At 69.7% G+C, this 17,461-nt stretch carries 19 protein-coding genes; 11 read left to right on the top strand and 8 right to left on the bottom strand.

Features of this window, described 5'->3' with window-relative positions:
• The first annotated feature begins 130 nt into the window (after positions 1 to 130).
• The 6 genes from msrA (at position 131) to SVA_RS05000 (ending at position 6,063) form a co-directional block, all read left to right on the top strand.
• Positions 131 to 697, top strand: coding sequence for a peptide-methionine (S)-S-oxide reductase MsrA (gene msrA / locus SVA_RS05025; protein WP_096462829.1), 567 nt, complete (start codon positions 131 to 133; stop codon positions 695 to 697).
• A complete protein-coding gene (gene putA, locus SVA_RS05020; RefSeq protein ID WP_096459712.1) occupies positions 694 to 3,837 on the top strand; it encodes a bifunctional proline dehydrogenase/L-glutamate gamma-semialdehyde dehydrogenase PutA in 3,144 nt (1,047 codons plus the stop codon). The genes msrA and putA overlap by 4 nt, the downstream gene beginning before the upstream one ends.
• A gap of 75 nt (positions 3,838 to 3,912) precedes the next feature.
• A complete protein-coding gene (locus SVA_RS05015) occupies positions 3,913 to 4,536 on the top strand; it encodes a hypothetical protein (protein ID WP_096459709.1) in 624 nt (207 codons plus the stop codon).
• Positions 4,537 to 4,614: 78 nt separating this feature from the next.
• Positions 4,615 to 5,163 (top strand): inorganic diphosphatase, encoded by a 549-nt coding sequence (gene ppa, locus SVA_RS05010; RefSeq protein ID WP_096459707.1) that lies wholly within the window; start codon positions 4,615 to 4,617, stop codon positions 5,161 to 5,163.
• A gap of 115 nt (positions 5,164 to 5,278) precedes the next feature.
• A complete protein-coding gene (locus SVA_RS05005; protein WP_179948809.1) occupies positions 5,279 to 5,719 on the top strand; it encodes a VOC family protein in 441 nt (146 codons plus the stop codon).
• 146 nt (positions 5,720 to 5,865) lie between these two features.
• Complete coding sequence (locus SVA_RS05000; RefSeq protein WP_096459701.1) at positions 5,866 to 6,063, top strand: DUF1059 domain-containing protein; 198 nt, start codon at positions 5,866 to 5,868, stop codon at positions 6,061 to 6,063.
• A gap of 37 nt (positions 6,064 to 6,100) precedes the next feature.
• Here SVA_RS05000 and SVA_RS04995 read toward each other — a convergent pair whose 3' ends face one another.
• From SVA_RS04995 to SVA_RS04960, 8 genes are all read right to left on the bottom strand, one after another.
• A complete protein-coding gene (locus SVA_RS04995) occupies positions 6,101 to 6,796 on the bottom strand; it encodes a class I SAM-dependent methyltransferase (protein ID WP_096459698.1) in 696 nt (231 codons plus the stop codon).
• Positions 6,793 to 7,368, bottom strand: a complete 576-nt coding sequence (locus SVA_RS04990) for a 3'-5' exonuclease family protein (RefSeq protein WP_096459695.1) — start codon at positions 7,366 to 7,368, stop codon at positions 6,793 to 6,795. Before SVA_RS04990 ends, SVA_RS04995 begins: the two co-directional genes overlap by 4 nt.
• Positions 7,369 to 7,375: 7 nt before the next feature.
• Complete coding sequence (locus SVA_RS04985; protein WP_096459691.1) at positions 7,376 to 8,194, bottom strand: M48 family metalloprotease; 819 nt, start codon at positions 8,192 to 8,194, stop codon at positions 7,376 to 7,378.
• 8 nt (positions 8,195 to 8,202) lie between these two features.
• Positions 8,203 to 8,877 (bottom strand): SH3 domain-containing protein, encoded by a 675-nt coding sequence (locus SVA_RS04980; RefSeq protein ID WP_148665389.1) that lies wholly within the window; start codon positions 8,875 to 8,877, stop codon positions 8,203 to 8,205.
• A 10-nt stretch (positions 8,878 to 8,887) separates the two neighbouring features.
• The gene (locus tag SVA_RS04975; protein ID WP_096459685.1) at positions 8,888 to 10,678 is read right to left on the bottom strand and encodes a CHASE2 domain-containing protein; all 1,791 of its coding nucleotides are present in this window, start codon (positions 10,676 to 10,678) and stop codon (positions 8,888 to 8,890) included.
• A gap of 110 nt (positions 10,679 to 10,788) precedes the next feature.
• Positions 10,789 to 11,625 (bottom strand): LOG family protein, encoded by an 837-nt coding sequence (locus SVA_RS04970; protein ID WP_096459682.1) that lies wholly within the window; start codon positions 11,623 to 11,625, stop codon positions 10,789 to 10,791.
• 146 nt (positions 11,626 to 11,771) lie between these two features.
• Positions 11,772 to 11,972 carry a cold-shock protein gene (locus tag SVA_RS04965; protein ID WP_096459679.1) on the bottom strand — a complete coding sequence of 67 codons (201 nt, stop codon included), beginning with the start codon at positions 11,970 to 11,972 and terminating at the stop codon, positions 11,772 to 11,774.
• A gap of 192 nt (positions 11,973 to 12,164) precedes the next feature.
• Positions 12,165 to 12,407: a hypothetical protein gene (locus SVA_RS04960; protein WP_096459676.1), complete on the bottom strand. Its 243-nt coding sequence runs from the start codon at positions 12,405 to 12,407 to the stop codon at positions 12,165 to 12,167.
• A gap of 164 nt (positions 12,408 to 12,571) precedes the next feature.
• On the opposite strand from SVA_RS04960, the gene SVA_RS04955 reads away from it, so the two are divergent.
• The 5 genes from SVA_RS04955 (at position 12,572) to SVA_RS04935 (ending at position 17,460) form a co-directional block, all read left to right on the top strand.
• Complete coding sequence (locus SVA_RS04955) at positions 12,572 to 13,480, top strand: ATP adenylyltransferase family protein (protein WP_096459673.1); 909 nt, start codon at positions 12,572 to 12,574, stop codon at positions 13,478 to 13,480.
• A gap of 87 nt (positions 13,481 to 13,567) precedes the next feature.
• Positions 13,568 to 15,178, top strand: coding sequence for a phosphoenolpyruvate carboxykinase (ATP) (gene pckA / locus SVA_RS04950; RefSeq protein ID WP_096459670.1), 1,611 nt, complete (start codon positions 13,568 to 13,570; stop codon positions 15,176 to 15,178).
• 576 nt (positions 15,179 to 15,754) lie between these two features.
• Positions 15,755 to 16,075, top strand: coding sequence for a DUF1244 domain-containing protein (locus SVA_RS04945; RefSeq protein WP_096459666.1), 321 nt, complete (start codon positions 15,755 to 15,757; stop codon positions 16,073 to 16,075).
• Between the two features lie 35 nt (positions 16,076 to 16,110).
• On the top strand, positions 16,111 to 16,599 hold the full coding sequence (locus tag SVA_RS04940; RefSeq protein ID WP_096459663.1) for a DM13 domain-containing protein: 489 nt from the start codon (positions 16,111 to 16,113) through the stop codon (positions 16,597 to 16,599).
• 6 nt (positions 16,600 to 16,605) lie between these two features.
• Positions 16,606 to 17,460: an NAD-dependent protein deacetylase gene (locus SVA_RS04935; protein WP_096459660.1), complete on the top strand. Its 855-nt coding sequence runs from the start codon at positions 16,606 to 16,608 to the stop codon at positions 17,458 to 17,460.
• Position 17,461 lies beyond the last annotated feature (1 nt).

Below are 17,461 nucleotides of genomic sequence, written 5' to 3'. Positions count from 1 at the left end.
TAGTGTGCCTCAGCGGGGAGCGCCGCTTCCACCGCAACCTGCGGGGCCCGGCGCGGTCATACCAGGAGTCCGACAAGGAGGAGGGTTTTCCGTGCGCGCATCGACACTCGGTATTGCGCTGCTCGTCCTGATGACGGGCGCCGCATTCGCCGGCCCGGGGGACGAGGCGCCGCTCGCGAAGGCGACGTTTGCCGGAGGATGTTTCTGGTGCATGGAGCCGCCGTTCGACGCGCTCGACGGCGTGGTGTCCACCACCTCCGGCTACACGGGCGGCGCGAAACCCGACCCCACGTACAAGGAGGTCTCACTCGGCGGCACCGGTCATGTCGAAGCGGTGCAGATCCTCTACGACCCGCGGAAGATCAGCTACGAGCGGCTCCTCGAGGTGTACTGGATGAACGTCGACCCCTTCGATCCCGGCGGTCAGTTCTGCGACCGGGGCGAGCAGTACGCCACCGCGATCTTCTACCACGACGAGTCCCAGCGAAGGGCCGCGGAGCGATCGAAGGAGGCGATCGCGGCCCGCTTCCCTCACCCGATCGTGACGCCGCTGCGACCGGCAGCCGCATTCTATGCGGCCGAGGAGTACCACCAGGACTACTATGTGAAGAACCCCGTCCGCTACAAGTTCTACCGCTATACCTGCGGACGCGACAGGCAACTCGAAAAGGTGTGGGGCCGCAGCGAGCCGCAATGACGCTCCTGTTCGACGCGCCGCTTCCCTCGCCCTCCCCTGCCCGCCGCGCCATCCGCAATCTGCACCGCCGCGGCGAGGCCGAGGCGCTCGCGCCCCTCCTCGACCGCGCCGCGCTGGACGAAACGCGTGCGCATACGGTCCTCGAGCGCGCCCGCACTCTCGCAGGCGCCGCACGGGCCCGGCTCGGGCGCGCCGACGGCATCGAGGGCCTGTTCGACGAGTACGACCTCTCGACCGATGAAGGCGTGCTGCTCATGTGCCTCGCGGAGGCGCTGCTGCGCATCCCGGACGCCCCGACGCAGGAGCGGCTCATCCGCGACAAGCTCGCGCGCGGACAGTGGGACGCGCACCTCGGGCGCGACCGCTCGGTGTTCGTCAACGCCTCCACCTGGGGACTGCTCCTCACCGGCCGTCTCGCGCACCTTTCCGCCGGCGCCGGGCAGACGCCGGCCGCGGTGCTCCGGCGTCTCGCCGCGCGCCTCGGCGAGAACCTCGCGCGCCGCGCGCTGCTCCAGGCGATGGGCCTGCTCGCGCGTCACTTCGTCGCCGGCGCCGGAATCCGCGATGCGCTGCGCCGCCGCCCGGACGGCGAAGGGGTGCGGTACTCGTACGATTGCCTCGGCGAGGCCGCGCGCGGGCCGCGCGACGTGGAGCGCTACTTCGATGCCTACCGCGAGGCCGTCGCGGCCGTCGCGGCCTCTTCCCGGGGCGTCGCCGATCCGCTCGCCGCGCCCGGCGTCTCGGTGAAGCTGTCCGCGCTGCATCCGCGCTTCGAGCACGCACAGCGCAAGCGCGTGCTGGCCGAGCTGGTGCCGCGCCTGCTCGCCCTCGCGCGGGAGGCGCGCGACGCGGGCCTGCAGCTCACCATCGACGCGGAGGAAGCCGACCGCCTGGAGCTCACGCTCGACGCGTACGAGGCGGCGTACGCCGACGCCTCGCTGTCCGGCTGGGAGGGCCTGGGTCTCGCGGTGCAGGCCTACCAGAAGCGCGCGCCCGCCGTGCTCGCGTGGCTCGCGGAACTCGGGCGGCAACATCGCCGGCGCATGCCGGTGCGCCTCGTGAAGGGCGCGTACTGGGACGGCGAAATCAAGCGCGCGCAGCAGCTCGGGCTCGACGGCTACCCGGTCTACACGCGCAAGCACGGCACCGACGTCTGCTATCTTGCCTGCGCGCGCTATCTGCTCGCGAATCCGGACCGCTTCTACCCGCAGCTCGCGACGCACGACGCCTACACGATCGCCTACGTGCTCGAGGCCGCGGGGAACCGGCACGGCTTCGAGTTCCAGCGCCTGCACGGCATGGGCGAGGCGGTTTACGAGGCGCTCGCCGAAACCGGCGCGGAGTTCGCGTTGCGCGTGTACGCCCCGGTCGGCAGCCACGAGGAGCTGCTGCCGTACCTCGTCCGGCGGCTGCTCGAGAACGCCGCCAACACCTCCTTCATCCATCGGCTCGCCGACCCGCGCCTTCCGGTCGAGCGCCTCGTGGTCGACCCGGTCGCGCGCCTGCGCGACGCCGACGCGCTCGCGCACCCGCGCATCCCCCTGCCCGTCGCGCTCTATGCGCCGGAACGTACGAACAGCCGGGGCCTGGACCTCGCCGATCCCGACGCGCTGAGCGCGCTGGACGACGCGCTCGTTCGCGCGCGCGAGCGGCCGTGGCGCGCGACCGCGGTCGTCGGCGGACGCGAGGTCGGCGGGCCCGAGCGCGAGATCCGTAACCCGTCGGACCGCAGAGAGACGATCGGCCTCGTGCGCGAGGCGGATGCCGCGCTCGTGCCGGAGGCGTTCGGGCTCGCGGCGGACGCGCAGCCGGCCTGGGACAGTAGTGGAGGCGCCGCCCGCGCCGAACGGCTCGACGCGGCCGGCGAGGCGCTCGAGGCGGCGATGCCCGAGCTCGCCGGTTTGATCGTGCGGGAAGGCGGACGCACCCTCGCCGACGCCGTTGCCGAGGTGCGCGAGGCCGTCGACGCCTGCCGCTACTACGCCGCGCGCGCCCGGCGGGAGTTCGCCGCGCCGGAGCGCCTGCCCGGCCCGACCGGCGAATCGAACGAGCTGTGGCTCCGGGGCCGCGGGGTCTTCGCGTGCATCAGCCCGTGGAACTTCCCGGTCGCGATCTTCACCGGCCAGGTCGCCGCCGCGCTCGCCGCCGGCAACGCCGTCGTCGCCAAGCCGGCCCGCCAGACACCGCTCGCCGCGGCGCACGTGATCCGCCTCCTTCACGGCGCGGGGATTCCCGCCGACGTGCTGCACTTCCTCCCGGGGTCGGGCGGCCGGCTCGGAAACGCCCTGCTCGCCGACCCGCGCCTCGCCGGCGTCGCCTTCACCGGTTCGACGGAGACCGCCTGGACCCTGCAGCAACGGCTGGCGGAGCGGCGAAGCGCCATCGTCCCGCTGATCGCGGAGACCGGCGGGCAGAACGCCCTTATCGCCGACAGCTCCGCGCTCGCCGAGCAGCTCGTGCCCGATGTCATCGCCTCGGCCTTCGACAGCGCCGGGCAGCGCTGCTCGGCGCTTCGTGTCCTGTTCGTGCAGACCGATATCGCCGACCGCGTGCTCGACCTCCTCGCGGACGCCATGGGCGAGCTCACGATCGGCGATCCGGTGCGCCTCTCGACCGACATCGGCCCGGTGATCGACGACGACGCCGTGCGCGCGTTGCTGCCGCACGACTCGCGCATGCGCGCGGACGCACGCGTTCTCCGGGAAATGAGCCTCCCGCCGGGCACCGAGCACGGTTCCTTCTTCGCGCCGCGCGTGTTCGAGCTCGATCGACTCGATCGCCTGGACCGCGAGGTCTTCGGGCCGATCCTGCACGTCATACGCTACGAGGGCGGCGCGCTCGACCGCGTGATCGACGCGGTGAACGCGACGGGTTACGGGCTGACGCTCGGCGTGCACAGCCGCATCGAGTCGACCTGGCAACGCGTGCGCGAGCGCGCGCGGGCCGGCAACGTCTACGTGAACCGGAACATGATCGGCGCCGTGGTGGGCGTGCAGCCGTTCGGGGGCGAGGGACTCTCGGGCACCGGCCCCAAGGCCGGCGGTCCGCATTACCTGCGTCGTTTCGCGGTCGAGCGCGCGGTGACGGTGAACACCGCTTCCGTGGGCGGCAACACGGACCTCCTGTCCCTCGAGGACTGAGAGCGTCGGCGCGGACGTGAAACATCGTCGCGCCGACGGCTGTCTTAGCGTTTAGTCCCGGCGGCTTCATTGGCAATGAGCAAAGTGATGGCATTGGCGCTCGCGGGGGCGGTCCTCCTGACCGCCTGCGCCTCCCCGGACACGACGCGGCTCCGCCCCCTCGCAGAACGCGAGGCGGATCTTTACCCGGTTGCCCAGACCCGCGCCGGCGTGACCGTCGCGATCGATCCCCTCGACAGCGCAACGCGCACCGAGCAGTACTTCGCCACGAATCTGCGGCGCGCCGGCATCCTGCCGATACACGTGATCGTGTCGAACCACGGGTCCCGCCGCCTCGTGACCGGCCCCGCGGACATCCTCCTGGTGCGCGATCGTGACGTCATCGATCCGCTGCCGCTGGAGACGGTCATCGACACGATCAAGCGCGAGAACACCGGACTGCCGGGAAGGGCGGAACGAAGCATCGACGAGTACGTCGTCACTTCCTCGTTCCAGCAGACGGGGATCGGTCCGGGCGCGACCGTGCGGGGCCTGCTCTACTTTCCGGTGGCGCGGGTCGACGACCGGTCCCCCGACCGGTACTGGAACGTCACCCGCCTGTTTCAAGGCGACGACGTACTGAGCGTGCGCGTGGGCCTCACGGACGCCGATACGAACGATCGCATCCGGTTCGGCCCGTTGCCCGTCGACCTGCGGTGATCCGCGCGGGCCGGCGCCCGTGCGCCTCGCCACGCGACCGCCCCGCGTACCGGGCAACGTCCGTACGGAGGACCGGCTGTGAACCTGGACCGCGTAAGCTCGGGAGCGGACGTCCCCCGCGACGTCAACGTGATCATCGAGATCCCCGCCCACGGAGAACCGGTGAAGTACGAGGTCGACAAGGCCACCGGCGCCATGTTCGTGGACCGGTTCATGAACACGGCGATGCACTACCCGTGCAACTACGGCTACGTGCCGCACACGCTGTCGGAGGACGGCGACCCGGTCGACGTCCTCGTCGTCACGCCGGTCCCGCTGATCAGCGGCTCGGTGATCCGCTGCCGGCCGGTCGGCCTGCTGAAGATGGTGGACGAGGCCGGCCCGGACTCGAAGGTGCTCGCCGTTCCCGTCGACCGGCTCTGCCAGCTCTACCGGGAAGTGCGCGCGCCGGGCGACATGACGCCGACCCTCATCGCGCAGATCGCGCACTTCTTCGAGCACTACAAGGACCTCGAGCCGGGCAAGTGGGTGCGGGTGCAGGGATGGGGCCCGGCCGAGGACGCGCACGCGGAGATCGTGTCGGCCGTGGAGCGTTTCCGCGACGCGGCGGTCAAGCCCTGCTTCTGAAAGGCAATTGATAAGAGCAAGGCGTCGGGCGATGGTCGACGAGCGCGCGCGAAGCGCGACCCTTCGACTTCGAACTCGACACGTTGAACCGGCTTTCCAAACGAGGAGCGCGGAGATGACGGAACTCGGGCATGTGGTCTTCTACGTGAGGAACCTCGGGCGATCCGTCGCCTTCTACCGCGACGTCGTCGGGCTGAACGTCGTCGGCGAGCTCTTCGGCGGGCGCGCCGCCATGCTCACCGGCGGGCGCACGCACCACGAGCTGCTGCTGATCGAGATCGGCGACGCGCCCGGGCCGTCCCGGGGCCGGCGCCTCGGGCTCTACCACGTGGGCTGGAAGATCGGGGATTCGCTGGACGCGCTGCGCGCGACGAAGGAACGGATCGAGCGCGCGGGCGTGGCGCTCGACGGCGCGTCCGATCATACCGTGAGCCAGAGTCTCTACCTCCGCGATCCGGACGGCAACGAGGTCGAGCTCTACGTGGACGACCCGAGCGTGGACTGGCGGCGTACCGACGGGTGGATGGAGGCCGCCGTCAAACCCCTTCGCCTGTAGTTAGAAGTCCCCGGAACGGTTGCAGGAAAGGGAAACTTGGACGCGCGCGTTGCCTCGCCGGAACGGGAGTGGCAGATTGATCGGGCGACCCGGGGGGCCGGGTCGAGCTTCCCCACCTTCAACCCTCACCCAGCGAGGAGGGAGCCATGGCCAGGAAGTACATCGACTGTCGCGAGTACCCGAGCGAGATGAACTGCTCGATCGCCATTTATGCCGACTCCGAGGACGAGCTGCTCGAAGCCGCCGTGCAGCACGCGGTGAGCGTGCACGGTCACGAAGACACGCCCGAGTTCCGCGAAACGCTGCGGCGCATGCTGAAGGACGCCCCGCGCGCCGCGGCGTGACGTATTGCCGGCTGGGCGCGCCGGCAGGAGGCGCCGCTCAGCCGGCCTTCTCGAACTTCAGGAAGTAGTTCTCCCGCAGGAAGTCCCGGTCCTCGATCAGGCGGAAGCCGGCCGCCTCGATCTCGCGGACGGCCTCGTCCCTGCCGAGCCGCACGTGCCCGAGCACCCACGCGGAGCTCCTGCCGGGCTCGCGCCGGAAGTCGATCACGACGAGCCGGCCGCCGGGCTTCAGCGCGCGATGAATCGAGGACAGCATCTCGCGCGGGTGCTCGAAGTGGTGGTAGGCGTCCGAGCTGAAAGCGAGGTCGACCGACTGCGCGGGCAGCTTCGTGTCCGTCTGGGTGTTCACGATGCCGGTGACGTTCGCGAGTCCCTGCTCGCGTGCCGTGCGCAGCACGTTGTCGATGAAGTTCTTCGAGATATCGACCGCGTACACCTTGCCGGCCGGTCCCACCTCTTTCGCGAACAGGCGCACGAACAGCCCCGTGCCGGCGCCGATGTCGGCGACCGTCATGCCCGGCGCGACTCCGCTCGCCTGGAGGATGTCGAGGCGCCGGTCGTAGACCTCGCGGCCCGGGCGCTCGAAACGCTGCACCCACGACTCGTAATCCGGGTCGCGGTACGGCTCGTTGACGGCGGGCTCGGCCCCCGCGCCCACGGCGGGCGGCGGCGCGCAGGCCGTGGTGAGCGCCAGCACGACCAGCCAGGCGAAGCCCGCGACGCGGCGCTTCATTTGGCCGGCCCCTTGAGGTTCTCGGCGTGCATGTTGAGGAACATCGTCCCCTGCTCGCGCGCGTCGTCGAGCGCGACGTGCGTGTGCGGCATGCTCTCGTCGAACCAGCGCTTCGGAAGATACGTGCGCGAGGTCTGCCGAAACTCCGTCTTGCGCATGCCCATGGCGTACGAGCGCACGTCGAGCGCGTTCTCGCGAAACGGTCGCTCGCCGGTGAAGCGAACCAGGTACCAGTAGACCCACATGAAATCCCAGGAGGCGGGCCAGCCGACGAACACCAGGCGCCCGGACAGCGTCTTCAGCCAGCCGAGGTAGTCGCGCATCACGTGCTCGGGCGCGCGCGTCTCCCGGCGGCACGCGGCCCAGGCGTCGGGGAAGCCGCGCCACCACGCCATCGTGCGCTCGTCCGGGCCGGCGCCCGGAAGCGTCTCCAGGTTCGCGGTATAGGTGCCGAGCAGCGTTCCGTCGGCGAGGTAGGCCGCCGACGCGAGGCTCAGCATCGAGTGCGGACCGGGAATCGGCCCGTCCGCCTCGATGTCGGTGCTCACGTAGATCTCGGGTTCCCGGTTCATGCCCGTCTCATCTGAGGGGCGCCAGGGCACCGCCCGCTCCGGGCCGCTCGTAACGGAGAAACTCGGCGCCCATGACCCGGTCCAGCATGCGCAGCCGTTCCTCGACGGGCGGATGCGTCTTGAAGAGCAGCTGCACCCGGTCGTCGGACTTCGCCACGCTTCCGATCTTCTGGAGCACGGCCGGCAGCCCGTAGGGGCCATACCCGGCGCGCGCGGCGAGCACGACGCCCTTGCGGTCCGCCTCGAACTCCGCCGCCTGGTCGAGCCGGCGCGCGAAGATCTGCGCACCGCTGCCCACGAGCCTGCGCACCAGTTCCTCCTTGTCGCCCACCTGCTTCTCCAGCGCCTTGCGACCCTCCTCGATGAGCGTCGTCTTGCGCATGAGCTCGATGTGGTGGCGCTCGATCACGTGCGCGATCTCGTGCGCGAGCACGCCGGCGAGCTCCGACTCGTCGCTCAACGAGGCATAGAGGCCGCGCGTGACCAGGATATAGCCGCCGGGCCCGGCGAACGCGTTGACGTCCGCCGACTCGACCACGCCGAAGCGCCACGGCAGGTCCGGCCGGCTGCTCTGCGCCGCCACCCAGCGGCCAACGGTGTTCACGTAGCGCTGGAGCTTGTCGTCCTTCACGAGCGGGGCGACACCGAGCAGGTTGGCCGCGACCCGCCGGCCGACGGCGATTTCGTCCTCCTCCGTGACCGCGAGCAGCATGCGCTGCGATTCGGAGAGACGTTCGGTGAGTTTGGAACGCAGGCTGTCGGCGGCTGCGGCCACCTGCGTGCCCGCGAGCAGGACGAGGAGCAGGATCGCCGGGCGCCGCATCATGGTCCCGCTCACTTCGGCGCCGCCAGGTGCGCGACCTTGCGCGCCTCGAGCTTGTGCCGTCGCGCGTACTCGGCGGCCTGCTGGCGGGTCACGCCGTAGCTCTCGAGCTTCTCGAGCTCCTCGGGATCGGGCTGCGCGGTCTTGAGCTGCTCCTCGTCGAGGCCGCGGATGCCGGTGGTCGCGACCACGTTGCCGGTCCCCGCGCGCCCGGTCGCGAGCTTCGCGAACGACTCCAGCTCCTGCTGGCTGGCCCCGCTCCCGGGGGGACCGCTGCTCACGTGGAGCAGCCGCACCCAGCCCTGCTGGCCCGCGACGCTGACGCGCAGCCAGCCGGACTGCCGGTCGACGATGACGAGCGCGGTCTTCGGCGGAAGCTTGCGCACGGTCCCGGCGTCGACGAAGGGTTTGTCCTTGAGCTCGGTTTCGCGGAGCACGGTACCGGAGGTCGGCGCCATCTTCGCGGATCCTGCCGCACCGTCCGTCGCCGGCGGGACGCTTTTGGCGGGCGACGGGGCACCTCCCGTTTTCGCGGTGCCCGACGCGGGCGCGTCGTCCGGCGCGGCCGGCGCCGGTGACGTCGGCGCGGAGGTCGCGGGCTTCGGCGGCGCTTCGCTGCCGCATCCGGCCGCCAGCAGCGCGGCGACGAGCGCGTGAACGAGACGGTTCCTGGACGGCTTCCTCATGGCGACCATTCTATATCGGTGGGACGCGCGGCTCCCGTTCTTCCGTCGGAACGTCGAAGACGGGCGGAAGTTCCTTGCCCTGCTCGCGGCACAGCGCCACGAAGGCGGGATCGAGGCGCACCGTCGGTCCCGCGCCGTCCACCTGCGCGAGCGCATCCACGAACCTGCGCTTGCCCTGATCGCGCCAGCGGCCCTCGGCGTCGACGGTGAAGCGCGCGGTGTGCAGCGCGAGCACGAGGCCGGCCGCTTCGCGGCGCTCGCGCGGCTGGCGCGCAAACGTGCGCGTCACCATCCGGAACAGGTCCTCGATCGCCGGACGGGTCGCTTCGGGGCCGACGAGCCAGTAGTAGAGCGCCGCGTCCCGATACAGATCGTGCAGGAGCGGCGCCGACTTGAAGAGGCGGGTCGCCGCCGCGCCGTAGCGCGTGAGGCCGAGCTGCCGCGACAGCGCCGCCTGCACCCGGCGCCTCGCGCCGGCGTGCGTCCCGCCGAACCGCGCGACCAGGAACAGCACCTGGCACTCGCGACCCGTGTCGAGCGCGGTCGAGAACAGGGGATCGCCGTTCCGCCGGAGCGTCAGCGCCATGCCGTAGGTGCTGGCGACGAAGAAGTAGGCGAGGCCCGCCGTGAACGGCACGGTGAGGTCGACGAAGACCGTCGAGTAGTTGAGAAACAGGTACGTGACGACGATGAAACCGGTCTGGACGAGCGTGAACAGGGACCGGACCAGGCGGTAGTCCGCGTTGTACACGAAGGCGGCCGCGAGCAGCGCGAGTCCCAGCATCGTCACGACCACGTACACGGCCCCCGGCAGCTCGGTGAGGTAATCGCCGTTCTTGAGGTTGTCGATGCCGGTCGCCAGGATCTCGAGCCCGGGATGATCGCGCGCGACGGACGTCGGCTTGAGGTCGAACAGCGAGGGCGCGGTCGAGCCGATCACGACGATCTTTCCCGCGAACTCGTTTTCGGGGCGCTCGCGTTTCTGCTTGAGGAGGTCGGCGTAGAGCGGCGCGAAGCTCACCGTGCGAAACGCCGGCGGACGTCCGCGCCAGTTGAGCAGGATATCGGTCTGCCCGGGGACCGCGCCGCCGAGGGCGGCGACGACGTTCGCGGGCAGCGAATAGATGCGCCAGCCGCGGACGTCGCGGTGGACGTGGTAGCGCCGGGCGATGCCGTCCTCGTCGGCGTACAGGTTGTTCGTGCCGAGGCGCCGGCCGTCGAGCGCGTCGAGGAAGTACGGAACGACCATCGCGACCGTCGCCTCCGCCGGGGCCGACGGGTCGAGAGGCACGACGCCGGGGATCTCGGCGAGGCGGAGCCCGCTCAGCGGATCGTTCTCCGGGTTGAGCCGGATCATCGGGAAGAAGGTGCTCGGGGTTCCCGCCGCGACCTCCCGGAAGTAACGGTCCGCCTCGATCTGGAAAACGTCGGGGTCGCTGAAGGTGATGTCGAAAACGATCGCGCCGGAACCCTGGCGAGCGAGCCCTTCGACCAGCTCCGCCATGACGCTGCGCGGCCACGGCCATCGCCCGTACTGCGGTGCCATGGCCGCGAGGCTCGCCTCGTCGATGTCGACCAGCACGATGTCCGGATCGGCCGCCGGCACGTTGAAGCGGCTCTTCATGATGGCGTCGTACGCCCGATTCTTGAGGCCGCCCGTGTGGCCCGCGAGGATCGCCCACGCGAACGCCGCAGCGAGGACCACGGCCAGCCCGATGTAGAAGCGGTTGCCGAGGCGCTCGGAAAGCCGCCCGAGCGGGAGCGTCAGGGTACGCGCGATTCGAAGGACCGGACCGTGCATGGCATGGCAACCGCGATTTTGAATGTTTAATGCTTAATGTTGAATCACTGAGGCGCGCTGCGCGCGCACCGACATTCAACATTCAGAATTCAAAATTCAACATTGCCTTTCTAGAGTATCGCGCCCGGCTCCTGCATCGAGTACTTGCTCAGCTGGTTCACCACGTACTCGTAAGCCTCGTCGACCGAGTCGGTGCGGAAGAAGAGATCCAGGTCCTCGGCGTTGATCGTGCCGGAGCGCACGAGCGCGTCGAAGTTGATCACCTCGTTCCAGTACCCGGTGCCGAAGAGCACGACGGGCAGATGCTTGCGGATCTTGCGCGTCTGCAGGAGCGTCAGCACCTCGAACAGCTCGTCGAGCGTCCCGAACCCGCCGGGGAACACGATCACCGCCTTGGCCAGGTACGCGAACCAGAACTTGCGCATGAAGAAGTAGTGGAAGTGGAACGACAGCTCGCGGGTCACGTAGCGGTTGTCGAACTCCTCGACCGGGATCGAGATCGTGAGGCCCACGTTCATGCCGCGCGCCTCGGAGGCCCCCCGGTTCGCCGCCTCCATGATCCCGGGCCCGCCGCCCGTGCACACGACGAAGCGCCGGTCCTCGTCGTTCAGCTGCTTGGACCAGTCGGTCAGACGATGCGCGAGCTCGCGCGCCGCTTCGTAGTAGACCGACATCGCGAGCCGCTGCTTCGCGCGCGCGGAATCGCCGCGTCCCGCCTCGGCCTCCGCGACCTCGCGCTCGGCGTCCTCGCGCGAGATGAACCGCGCCGATCCCATGAAGACGATCGTGTCGTCGACGCGGTAATGCGCGAAGCGGCTGTTCGGCTCGAGGTACTCGGCCAGGATGCGGAGCGCCCGGGCGTCCCGGCTGTTGAGGAAGCCCTCGTTCTCGTACGCCTTGACCGCGTTGCGGCGGCGCTCGATCGAGGGATGGTCGGGTGTGGCCATGGCGGGTGCGTCTTTGGGTTTCATGCGTTATCGGTATCCGAACGGCGCCGGGGTGGCGCCGCTATCTTATCAGCCGCGCGGCGGACGGCGGGAAAAAGAAACCCCGCCGCGGCGCGGCGGGGTTCCGGAAAGGCGGGGAAGAGCGATCAGGCCGGCTGGACGTTGACGGCCGCCGGGCCCTTGGGCGTCTGCTCGATGTCGTAGGTCACGGCCTGTCCTTCCGTGAGCGTCTTGAAGCCGTTCGTGCGAATGGCGGAGTAATGGACGAACACGTCCTTGCCGCCTTCCGCCGGCTGGATGAAACCGAAGCCCTTGCTCTCGTTGAACCACTTGACGGTGCCTTTCATCGCGGATGCCTCCGGAACGATATGAGGGGTCTGGGCTGCAGCGCGTTCCTGCGCGTGCGTTTGCGGGAGTACTGCCGAGAACCGGAGGAACTTCCGAACTCACGAGGACTGACTGCAGTCGCGCGAAAAAGCTTACGCGAGCGTTTTGCGAAATGCCATCACAATTTTTCCGCGCCAAAGGCGACGCGCGCGTCACTCGTCCAGCCAGCACACGAGGTAATAGAGGCGAAAGCCCTCGGAAGACCGGGCGGGTCCCACGACCTTGGCGGCATAACGCTTTTTGTCCGGCTCGGCCGCCGACCGGGCATCGGCCTCCGACGCCATGACCTCCACGCACTCCTCGGCAAAGCGCCCGCGCTCGCGCCGCGGCGCGTAGATCACGGCGTAGTGTTCCTGGGCAACGCCTCCCTCGGGATCCAGATGGTAACCTTGCATCACTTTCTCCTCGGCAGAGCGCTCGACCGCCGCGACAAGGCCTCGTGGCCGCGACGCGCGGCGAAGTCGGCGATCGCCAGGGTGACTCGCCGACGCTCGAACCGCCGCCGCTGTGCGCTTCCTCGTCTAATGCTGCCACAAGCGGGCCGGCCTATCATTAGTCCGTGGCCGAATCGCGTACGCCTCTTCCGCCCGGGACGCTGTGGCCCGCCGCGCGCGAGCGCGCGCGACGGGCGCTGGCGCGCGGCGCCCTCCGACCCGTCGAGACCGAGTCGCTGACTCGTGCGGACGGCGGCGTCGGTTTTCAGCTGCGGGTGGTGTCGAGCCTCGGGCGAAAGGACGAGGACCTCCGGCGGCGAGAGGGCGTCTCGCCGCCGGCGGCCAACCCCTTCCTGCCCTACGACCCCGACCTCTACGTGGCCGACGTTTCCGACACCCACGTCTGCCTGCTCAACAAGTTCAATGTCATCGAGCATCACCTGCTCGTCGTCACGCGGGCCTTCGAGCACCAGGAGTCGCTTCTCGACGACCGCGATTTCGCCGCGCTCGCGGCGTGCCTGGCGCAGGGGCCCGGCCTCGGGTTCTACAACGGCGGCGAGACGGCGGGCGCGAGCCAGCCGCACAAGCACCTCCAGGTCGTGCCGTTGCCGCTCGCCGACGCGGGGCCGGCCGTCCCGGTGGAAGCGGTGTTCGCGCCGGGAGAACCCGGACGGATCCGGCGCGTTCCCCGACTCCCTTTCCGCCACGCCTGGGTCCGCCTGGATGCTTCGGCGCTCGATGCGCCCGCGCAGTCCACCTCCCTCCTCCAGGGACTCTATCGTCGCCTGCTCGAAGAGGCGGGTATTTCCGTGCGCCGCATTGACGGCCAGGAACGGCAGGGCGCACCCTATAACCTGCTCGTCGCCCGCGAGTGGATGCTCCTCGTGCCGCGCTCGCGGGAGCGCTTCGAGACCGTCTCGGTCAATGCGCTGGGCTTCGCCGGATCGCTCTTCCTCCGGAACAGGGATGAGCTCCGCCGGGTCGAACAATGCGGCCCCATGGCCGTGCTCCGGTCCGTGGGCGTAGCGACCTGATCGCGCGGCACGCGGCCCAACACGAAGGCCTGTCCCCGCCGCGGCGCGCCACTCGCCCGGAAGAGACGGCCAACCACGGAGGACGCCATGCAGCACGAGCACGTCGGCGAGAGCCACAGCCATCACGGCCTCGATCACCACCGGCTCCACAACCTCAGCGACGTCTGGTGGAACCTCACGACCGCGGCGCTTTACGAGCAGGCGGTGCGCCGGCGCGAGGGTCTGCTCGCGCACCTCGGCCCGCTCGTCGTCCGCACGGGCCATCACACCGGGCGCTCCGCGAACGACAAGTTCGTCGTGCGCGAGCCGTCGAGCGAACAGCACGTCGCCTGGGGCAAGATCAACCGCCCGTTCCCGCCCGAACGCTTCGAGCGCCTGCACGACCGGCTGGCCTCCTACCTGCAGATGAAGGAGGTTTTCGTGCAGGACTGCTTCGCGGGCGCCGACCCCCGCTACCGGTTGCCGATCCGGGTGATCACCGAGTACGCCTGGCACAGTCTGTTCGCGCGCAACCTGTTCCGGCAGGCGTCGGCCGAGGAGCTGGCGCGACACGTTCCGGAGTTCACCGTCATCGACGCGCCCCGCTTCCACGCGATCCCGGAGAAGGACGGCACGAACTCGGAGACCTTCATCATCGTCAACTTCGCCGAGCGCCTCGTGCTCATCGGCGGCACGAGCTACGCGGGCGAGATCAAGAAGTCGATCTTCACGGTGATGAACTACCTCATGCCCTTCCGCGACGTGCTGCCGATGCACTGCGCCGCGAACATGAACGACCGGGGCGAGGTCGCGATCTTCTTCGGCCTCTCCGGGACCGGCAAGACCACGCTCTCGGCCGACACCACGCGCACGCTGATCGGCGACGACGAGCACGGCTGGAGCGACGAGGGCGTGTTCAACTTCGAGGGAGGCTGCTACGCGAAGATGATCCGGCTCTCGCCCAAGGCCGAACCCGAGATCTACGCCACCACGCGGCGCTTCGGCACGGTGCTCGAGAACGTCACCGTCGACACGGTGATGCGCCGTCTCGACCTCGACGACGACTCGCTCACCGAGAACACGCGCGGCGCGTACCCCATCTCGCACATCCCGAACGCGACGCGCGAGGGCCGCGGAGGGCATCCGCGTCACGTCGTGTTTCTCACCGCCGACGCCTTCGGCGTGCTGCCGCCGATCTCCAGGCTCACGCGCGCGCAGGCGCTCTACCACTTCCTCCTCGGCTACACGGCGAAGGTCGCGGGCACCGAGAAGGGAGTGACCGAGCCGGTGCCGAACTTCAGCACCTGCTACGGCGCGCCGTTCATGCCGCTCTACCCCCAGCGCTACGCCGAGCTCCTCGGCGACCGCATCGATCGCCACGCCCCGAGCGTCTGGCTCGTGAACACCGGCTGGACCGGCGGCGCGTACGGCGTCGGCAAGCGCATCAGCATCGCGCACACGCGCGCCATGGTGCACGCCGCCCTGGGCGGTCGGCTTTCGGACGCGCCGACGAAGCGCCATCCGGTATTCGGTCTGGAGATGCCGACCGAGTGCCCCGGCGTACCGAGCGAGGTCCTCGATCCGCGCAACACCTGGATGGACAAGGCCGCCTACGACGCCCAGGCCCGCATGCTCGCGTCCCGCTTCAACGAGCAGTTCAAGGTGTACGAGGCGAAGGTCGCGCCGGAGGTGCGGGCGGCGAGCCCGAGAGTGGCGTGACGTTTGTCGGGCGGCGTCTCATCCGATCGGGCAATGGTGATTAGGGCTCGAGTCACTTCACGACGTGTAATCCGCGCGGTTCCGCGCCCGCGCGACGGGCGCTCGAACACCTCTCGCGTGACTCTCCCGGGACAGGCTCCGGTGCTCGGCGAGATCAACGGGGACCCGAAACCTCAACCTCACCCCAGCCTGGGACGGAAGTGCTGTTGCCGTTGGGTCCCCGTATGGCGCGCCCGCACCGAGCGCTCCGAGCGCCGCGAGCCCGAAGGGCGACCGGCAGGGATGCCGGTCGGTCGTCCAGCCGGCGCATGGATGCGCCGTCTGGCGACCTCCAAGCGCGAGGCAGCGAGGGGCGGGGGCTTTCGCGCCATTCGGGGCGGCCTTTCTTTGGCTACTTTCTTTGGCCGCGCAAAGAAAGTAGCCCGTCGTGCGGGGGCGGAACCCCGCGCATTACAGCGTCGCAGGCGACTCGAGCAGTTAGGGGGCTTCAGGTAGCCGCAGAGCGACAATCATAGCGATGAAATCGCACTGAGCCGTTGTTATGCTCTCCTGCAATCCACCTCGCGGAGAAACCGCATGGACGACCGCACCCGCATCGAGCTCGAGGCCGCCGCGTTCCGCGGCCTGGTCGCGCACCTCCAGCGCCGCACCGACGTGCAGAACATCGACCTCATGAACCTCGCCGGTTTCTGCCGCAACTGCCTCTCGAAGTGGTACATGGCGGCGGCGAAGGAACGCGGCATCGACATGAACTACGACCAGGCGCGCGAAGCCGTGTACGGCATGCCCTACGGCGAATGGAAGAAGAAATACCAGAAGGAGGCGAGCGCGGAGCAGCAGCGGAAGTTCGAGGAGACCAGGCCGCTGCACGCGTACGTCAGCGGCCATCAGGGCTAGCGGCCCGGGTTTTCCCTCCGCCGGGTCGACGTCGCATGCGCAAGTTCGTGTACACGTTCCTCGTGGGCGGCCTGCTCGGCGGGTTCGGCGGCTTCGTGCTCGGTATCTTCGTCTATCCCTATCTCTTTCTCGCTGACATCGTCGCGAGCGAGCAGGTGGATCGGCCCGAGTCCCGGGATCTGGTGGCCACCGGCAGTTTCATACACGTAAACCCGTCCGACCCGATCCACTACGGGAAGGGCGAGGTGAAGGTGTACGCCGACCTGGTGCACCTCGAGCCGAGCTTCGAGGTCGGGCCGGGGCCGAAGTACCACGTGTATCTCGTTCCGAAACCCGAGGTGCGCACCGCGGCCGACGTGACGCAGACCATGTTCGTCGATCTCGGCCGCCTGCGCGCCTTCAAGGGCAGCCAGAACTACCCGATCCCCGCCGGAGTCGATCTCGCCGGATACGGGAGCGTCGTGATCTGGTGCGAGCAGTTCAGCGTGCTGATCGCGCCGGCCAGTCTGCGCTACGCGCAGTAGCCCGCGATGGCCGTCGCCGACCCGCCGATGTTTCCGCACGATGAAGCGATCGCCGCGCTCGCCCGCTTCGTGGCGCGGTATCCGCGGCTGTTCGTGCTGACCGGAGCCGGCTGCAGCACGGATTCGGGCATCCCGGACTACCGGGACGCGGACGGCGCCTGGAAACACCGTCCGCCGACCTACTATCGGGAGTTCGTCGGCCACGAATCGGCGCGCCGCCGCTACTGGGCGCGCAGCCTGACCGGGTGGGAGCGCCTGGCCCGTGCTCGCGCCAACGCCGCCCATGACGCGCTCGCGCGCCTGGAGACCGCCGGTTTCGTCCGCGCCCTCGTCACCCAGAACGTGGACGGTCTGCACCAGCAGGCCGGCAGCCGGGCCGTCATCGACCTGCACGGGCGGCTCGATGCCGTCGAGTGCCTGGATTGCGGCGAGCGAACGGCGCGGAGCGACCTGCAGGAGCGCCTGCGCGCGCTCAATCCGGGCCGCGCCCGGGTGGCCACGGCGGCGGGTCCCGACGGCGACGCGCTGCTCGAGGAAACGTTCGACGATTTCCGCGTCCCGGCGTGCGAGTCGTGCGGCGGAACGCTCAAGCCGGCCGTCGTGTTCTTCGGCGAATGCGTGCCGGCGGAGCGGGTGGCGGAAGCGCACCGGGCGCTGGCCGGCTGCGACGCCCTGCTCGTCGTCGGCTCGTCGCTGATGGTGTATTCCGGCTACCGGTTCTGCCGCGCCGCGCGCGAGCGCGGGATGCCGCTGGCGGCGGTCAACCTCGGACGCACGCGCGCGGACGACGAGCTGACGCTGAAGACGTCGGCCTCGTGCACCGAGATCCTGCCCGCGCTCGCCGCGCGGCTCGCGCCGTGAC

It is taken from the genome of Sulfurifustis variabilis, from assembly GCF_002355415.1.
GTDB classification, from domain to species: Bacteria; Pseudomonadota; Gammaproteobacteria; order Acidiferrobacterales; family Sulfurifustaceae; genus Sulfurifustis; species Sulfurifustis variabilis.
This window is presented reverse-complemented; position numbering and strand designations above follow the sequence as displayed.

What these genes read in the sequence shown, in the direction of transcription:
- msrA (WP_096462829.1), top strand. Translation starts at nt 131, where the DNA reads ATGACGGGCGCCGCATTCGCCGGCCCGGGGGACGAGGCGCCGCTCGCG.
- putA (WP_096459712.1), top strand. Translation starts at nt 694, where the DNA reads ATGACGCTCCTGTTCGACGCGCCGCTTCCCTCGCCCTCCCCTGCCCGC.
- SVA_RS05015 (WP_096459709.1), top strand. Translation starts at nt 3,913, where the DNA reads ATGAGCAAAGTGATGGCATTGGCGCTCGCGGGGGCGGTCCTCCTGACC.
- SVA_RS05005 (WP_179948809.1), top strand. Translation starts at nt 5,279, where the DNA reads ATGACGGAACTCGGGCATGTGGTCTTCTACGTGAGGAACCTCGGGCGA.
- SVA_RS05000 (WP_096459701.1), top strand. Translation starts at nt 5,866, where the DNA reads ATGGCCAGGAAGTACATCGACTGTCGCGAGTACCCGAGCGAGATGAAC.
- SVA_RS04995 (WP_096459698.1), bottom strand. Translation starts at nt 6,796, where the DNA reads ATGAAGCGCCGCGTCGCGGGCTTCGCCTGGCTGGTCGTGCTGGCGCTC.
- SVA_RS04990 (WP_096459695.1), bottom strand. Translation starts at nt 7,368, where the DNA reads ATGAACCGGGAACCCGAGATCTACGTGAGCACCGACATCGAGGCGGAC.
- SVA_RS04985 (WP_096459691.1), bottom strand. Translation starts at nt 8,194, where the DNA reads ATGATGCGGCGCCCGGCGATCCTGCTCCTCGTCCTGCTCGCGGGCACG.
- SVA_RS04980 (WP_148665389.1), bottom strand. Translation starts at nt 8,877, where the DNA reads ATGAGGAAGCCGTCCAGGAACCGTCTCGTTCACGCGCTCGTCGCCGCG.
- SVA_RS04975 (WP_096459685.1), bottom strand. Translation starts at nt 10,678, where the DNA reads ATGCACGGTCCGGTCCTTCGAATCGCGCGTACCCTGACGCTCCCGCTC.
- SVA_RS04970 (WP_096459682.1), bottom strand. Translation starts at nt 11,625, where the DNA reads ATGGCCACACCCGACCATCCCTCGATCGAGCGCCGCCGCAACGCGGTC.
- SVA_RS04965 (WP_096459679.1), bottom strand. Translation starts at nt 11,972, where the DNA reads ATGAAAGGCACCGTCAAGTGGTTCAACGAGAGCAAGGGCTTCGGTTTC.
- SVA_RS04960 (WP_096459676.1), bottom strand. Translation starts at nt 12,407, where the DNA reads ATGCAAGGTTACCATCTGGATCCCGAGGGAGGCGTTGCCCAGGAACAC.
- pckA (WP_096459670.1), top strand. Translation starts at nt 13,568, where the DNA reads ATGCAGCACGAGCACGTCGGCGAGAGCCACAGCCATCACGGCCTCGAT.
- SVA_RS04945 (WP_096459666.1), top strand. Translation starts at nt 15,755, where the DNA reads ATGGACGACCGCACCCGCATCGAGCTCGAGGCCGCCGCGTTCCGCGGC.
- SVA_RS04940 (WP_096459663.1), top strand. Translation starts at nt 16,111, where the DNA reads ATGCGCAAGTTCGTGTACACGTTCCTCGTGGGCGGCCTGCTCGGCGGG.
- SVA_RS04935 (WP_096459660.1), top strand. Translation starts at nt 16,606, where the DNA reads ATGGCCGTCGCCGACCCGCCGATGTTTCCGCACGATGAAGCGATCGCC.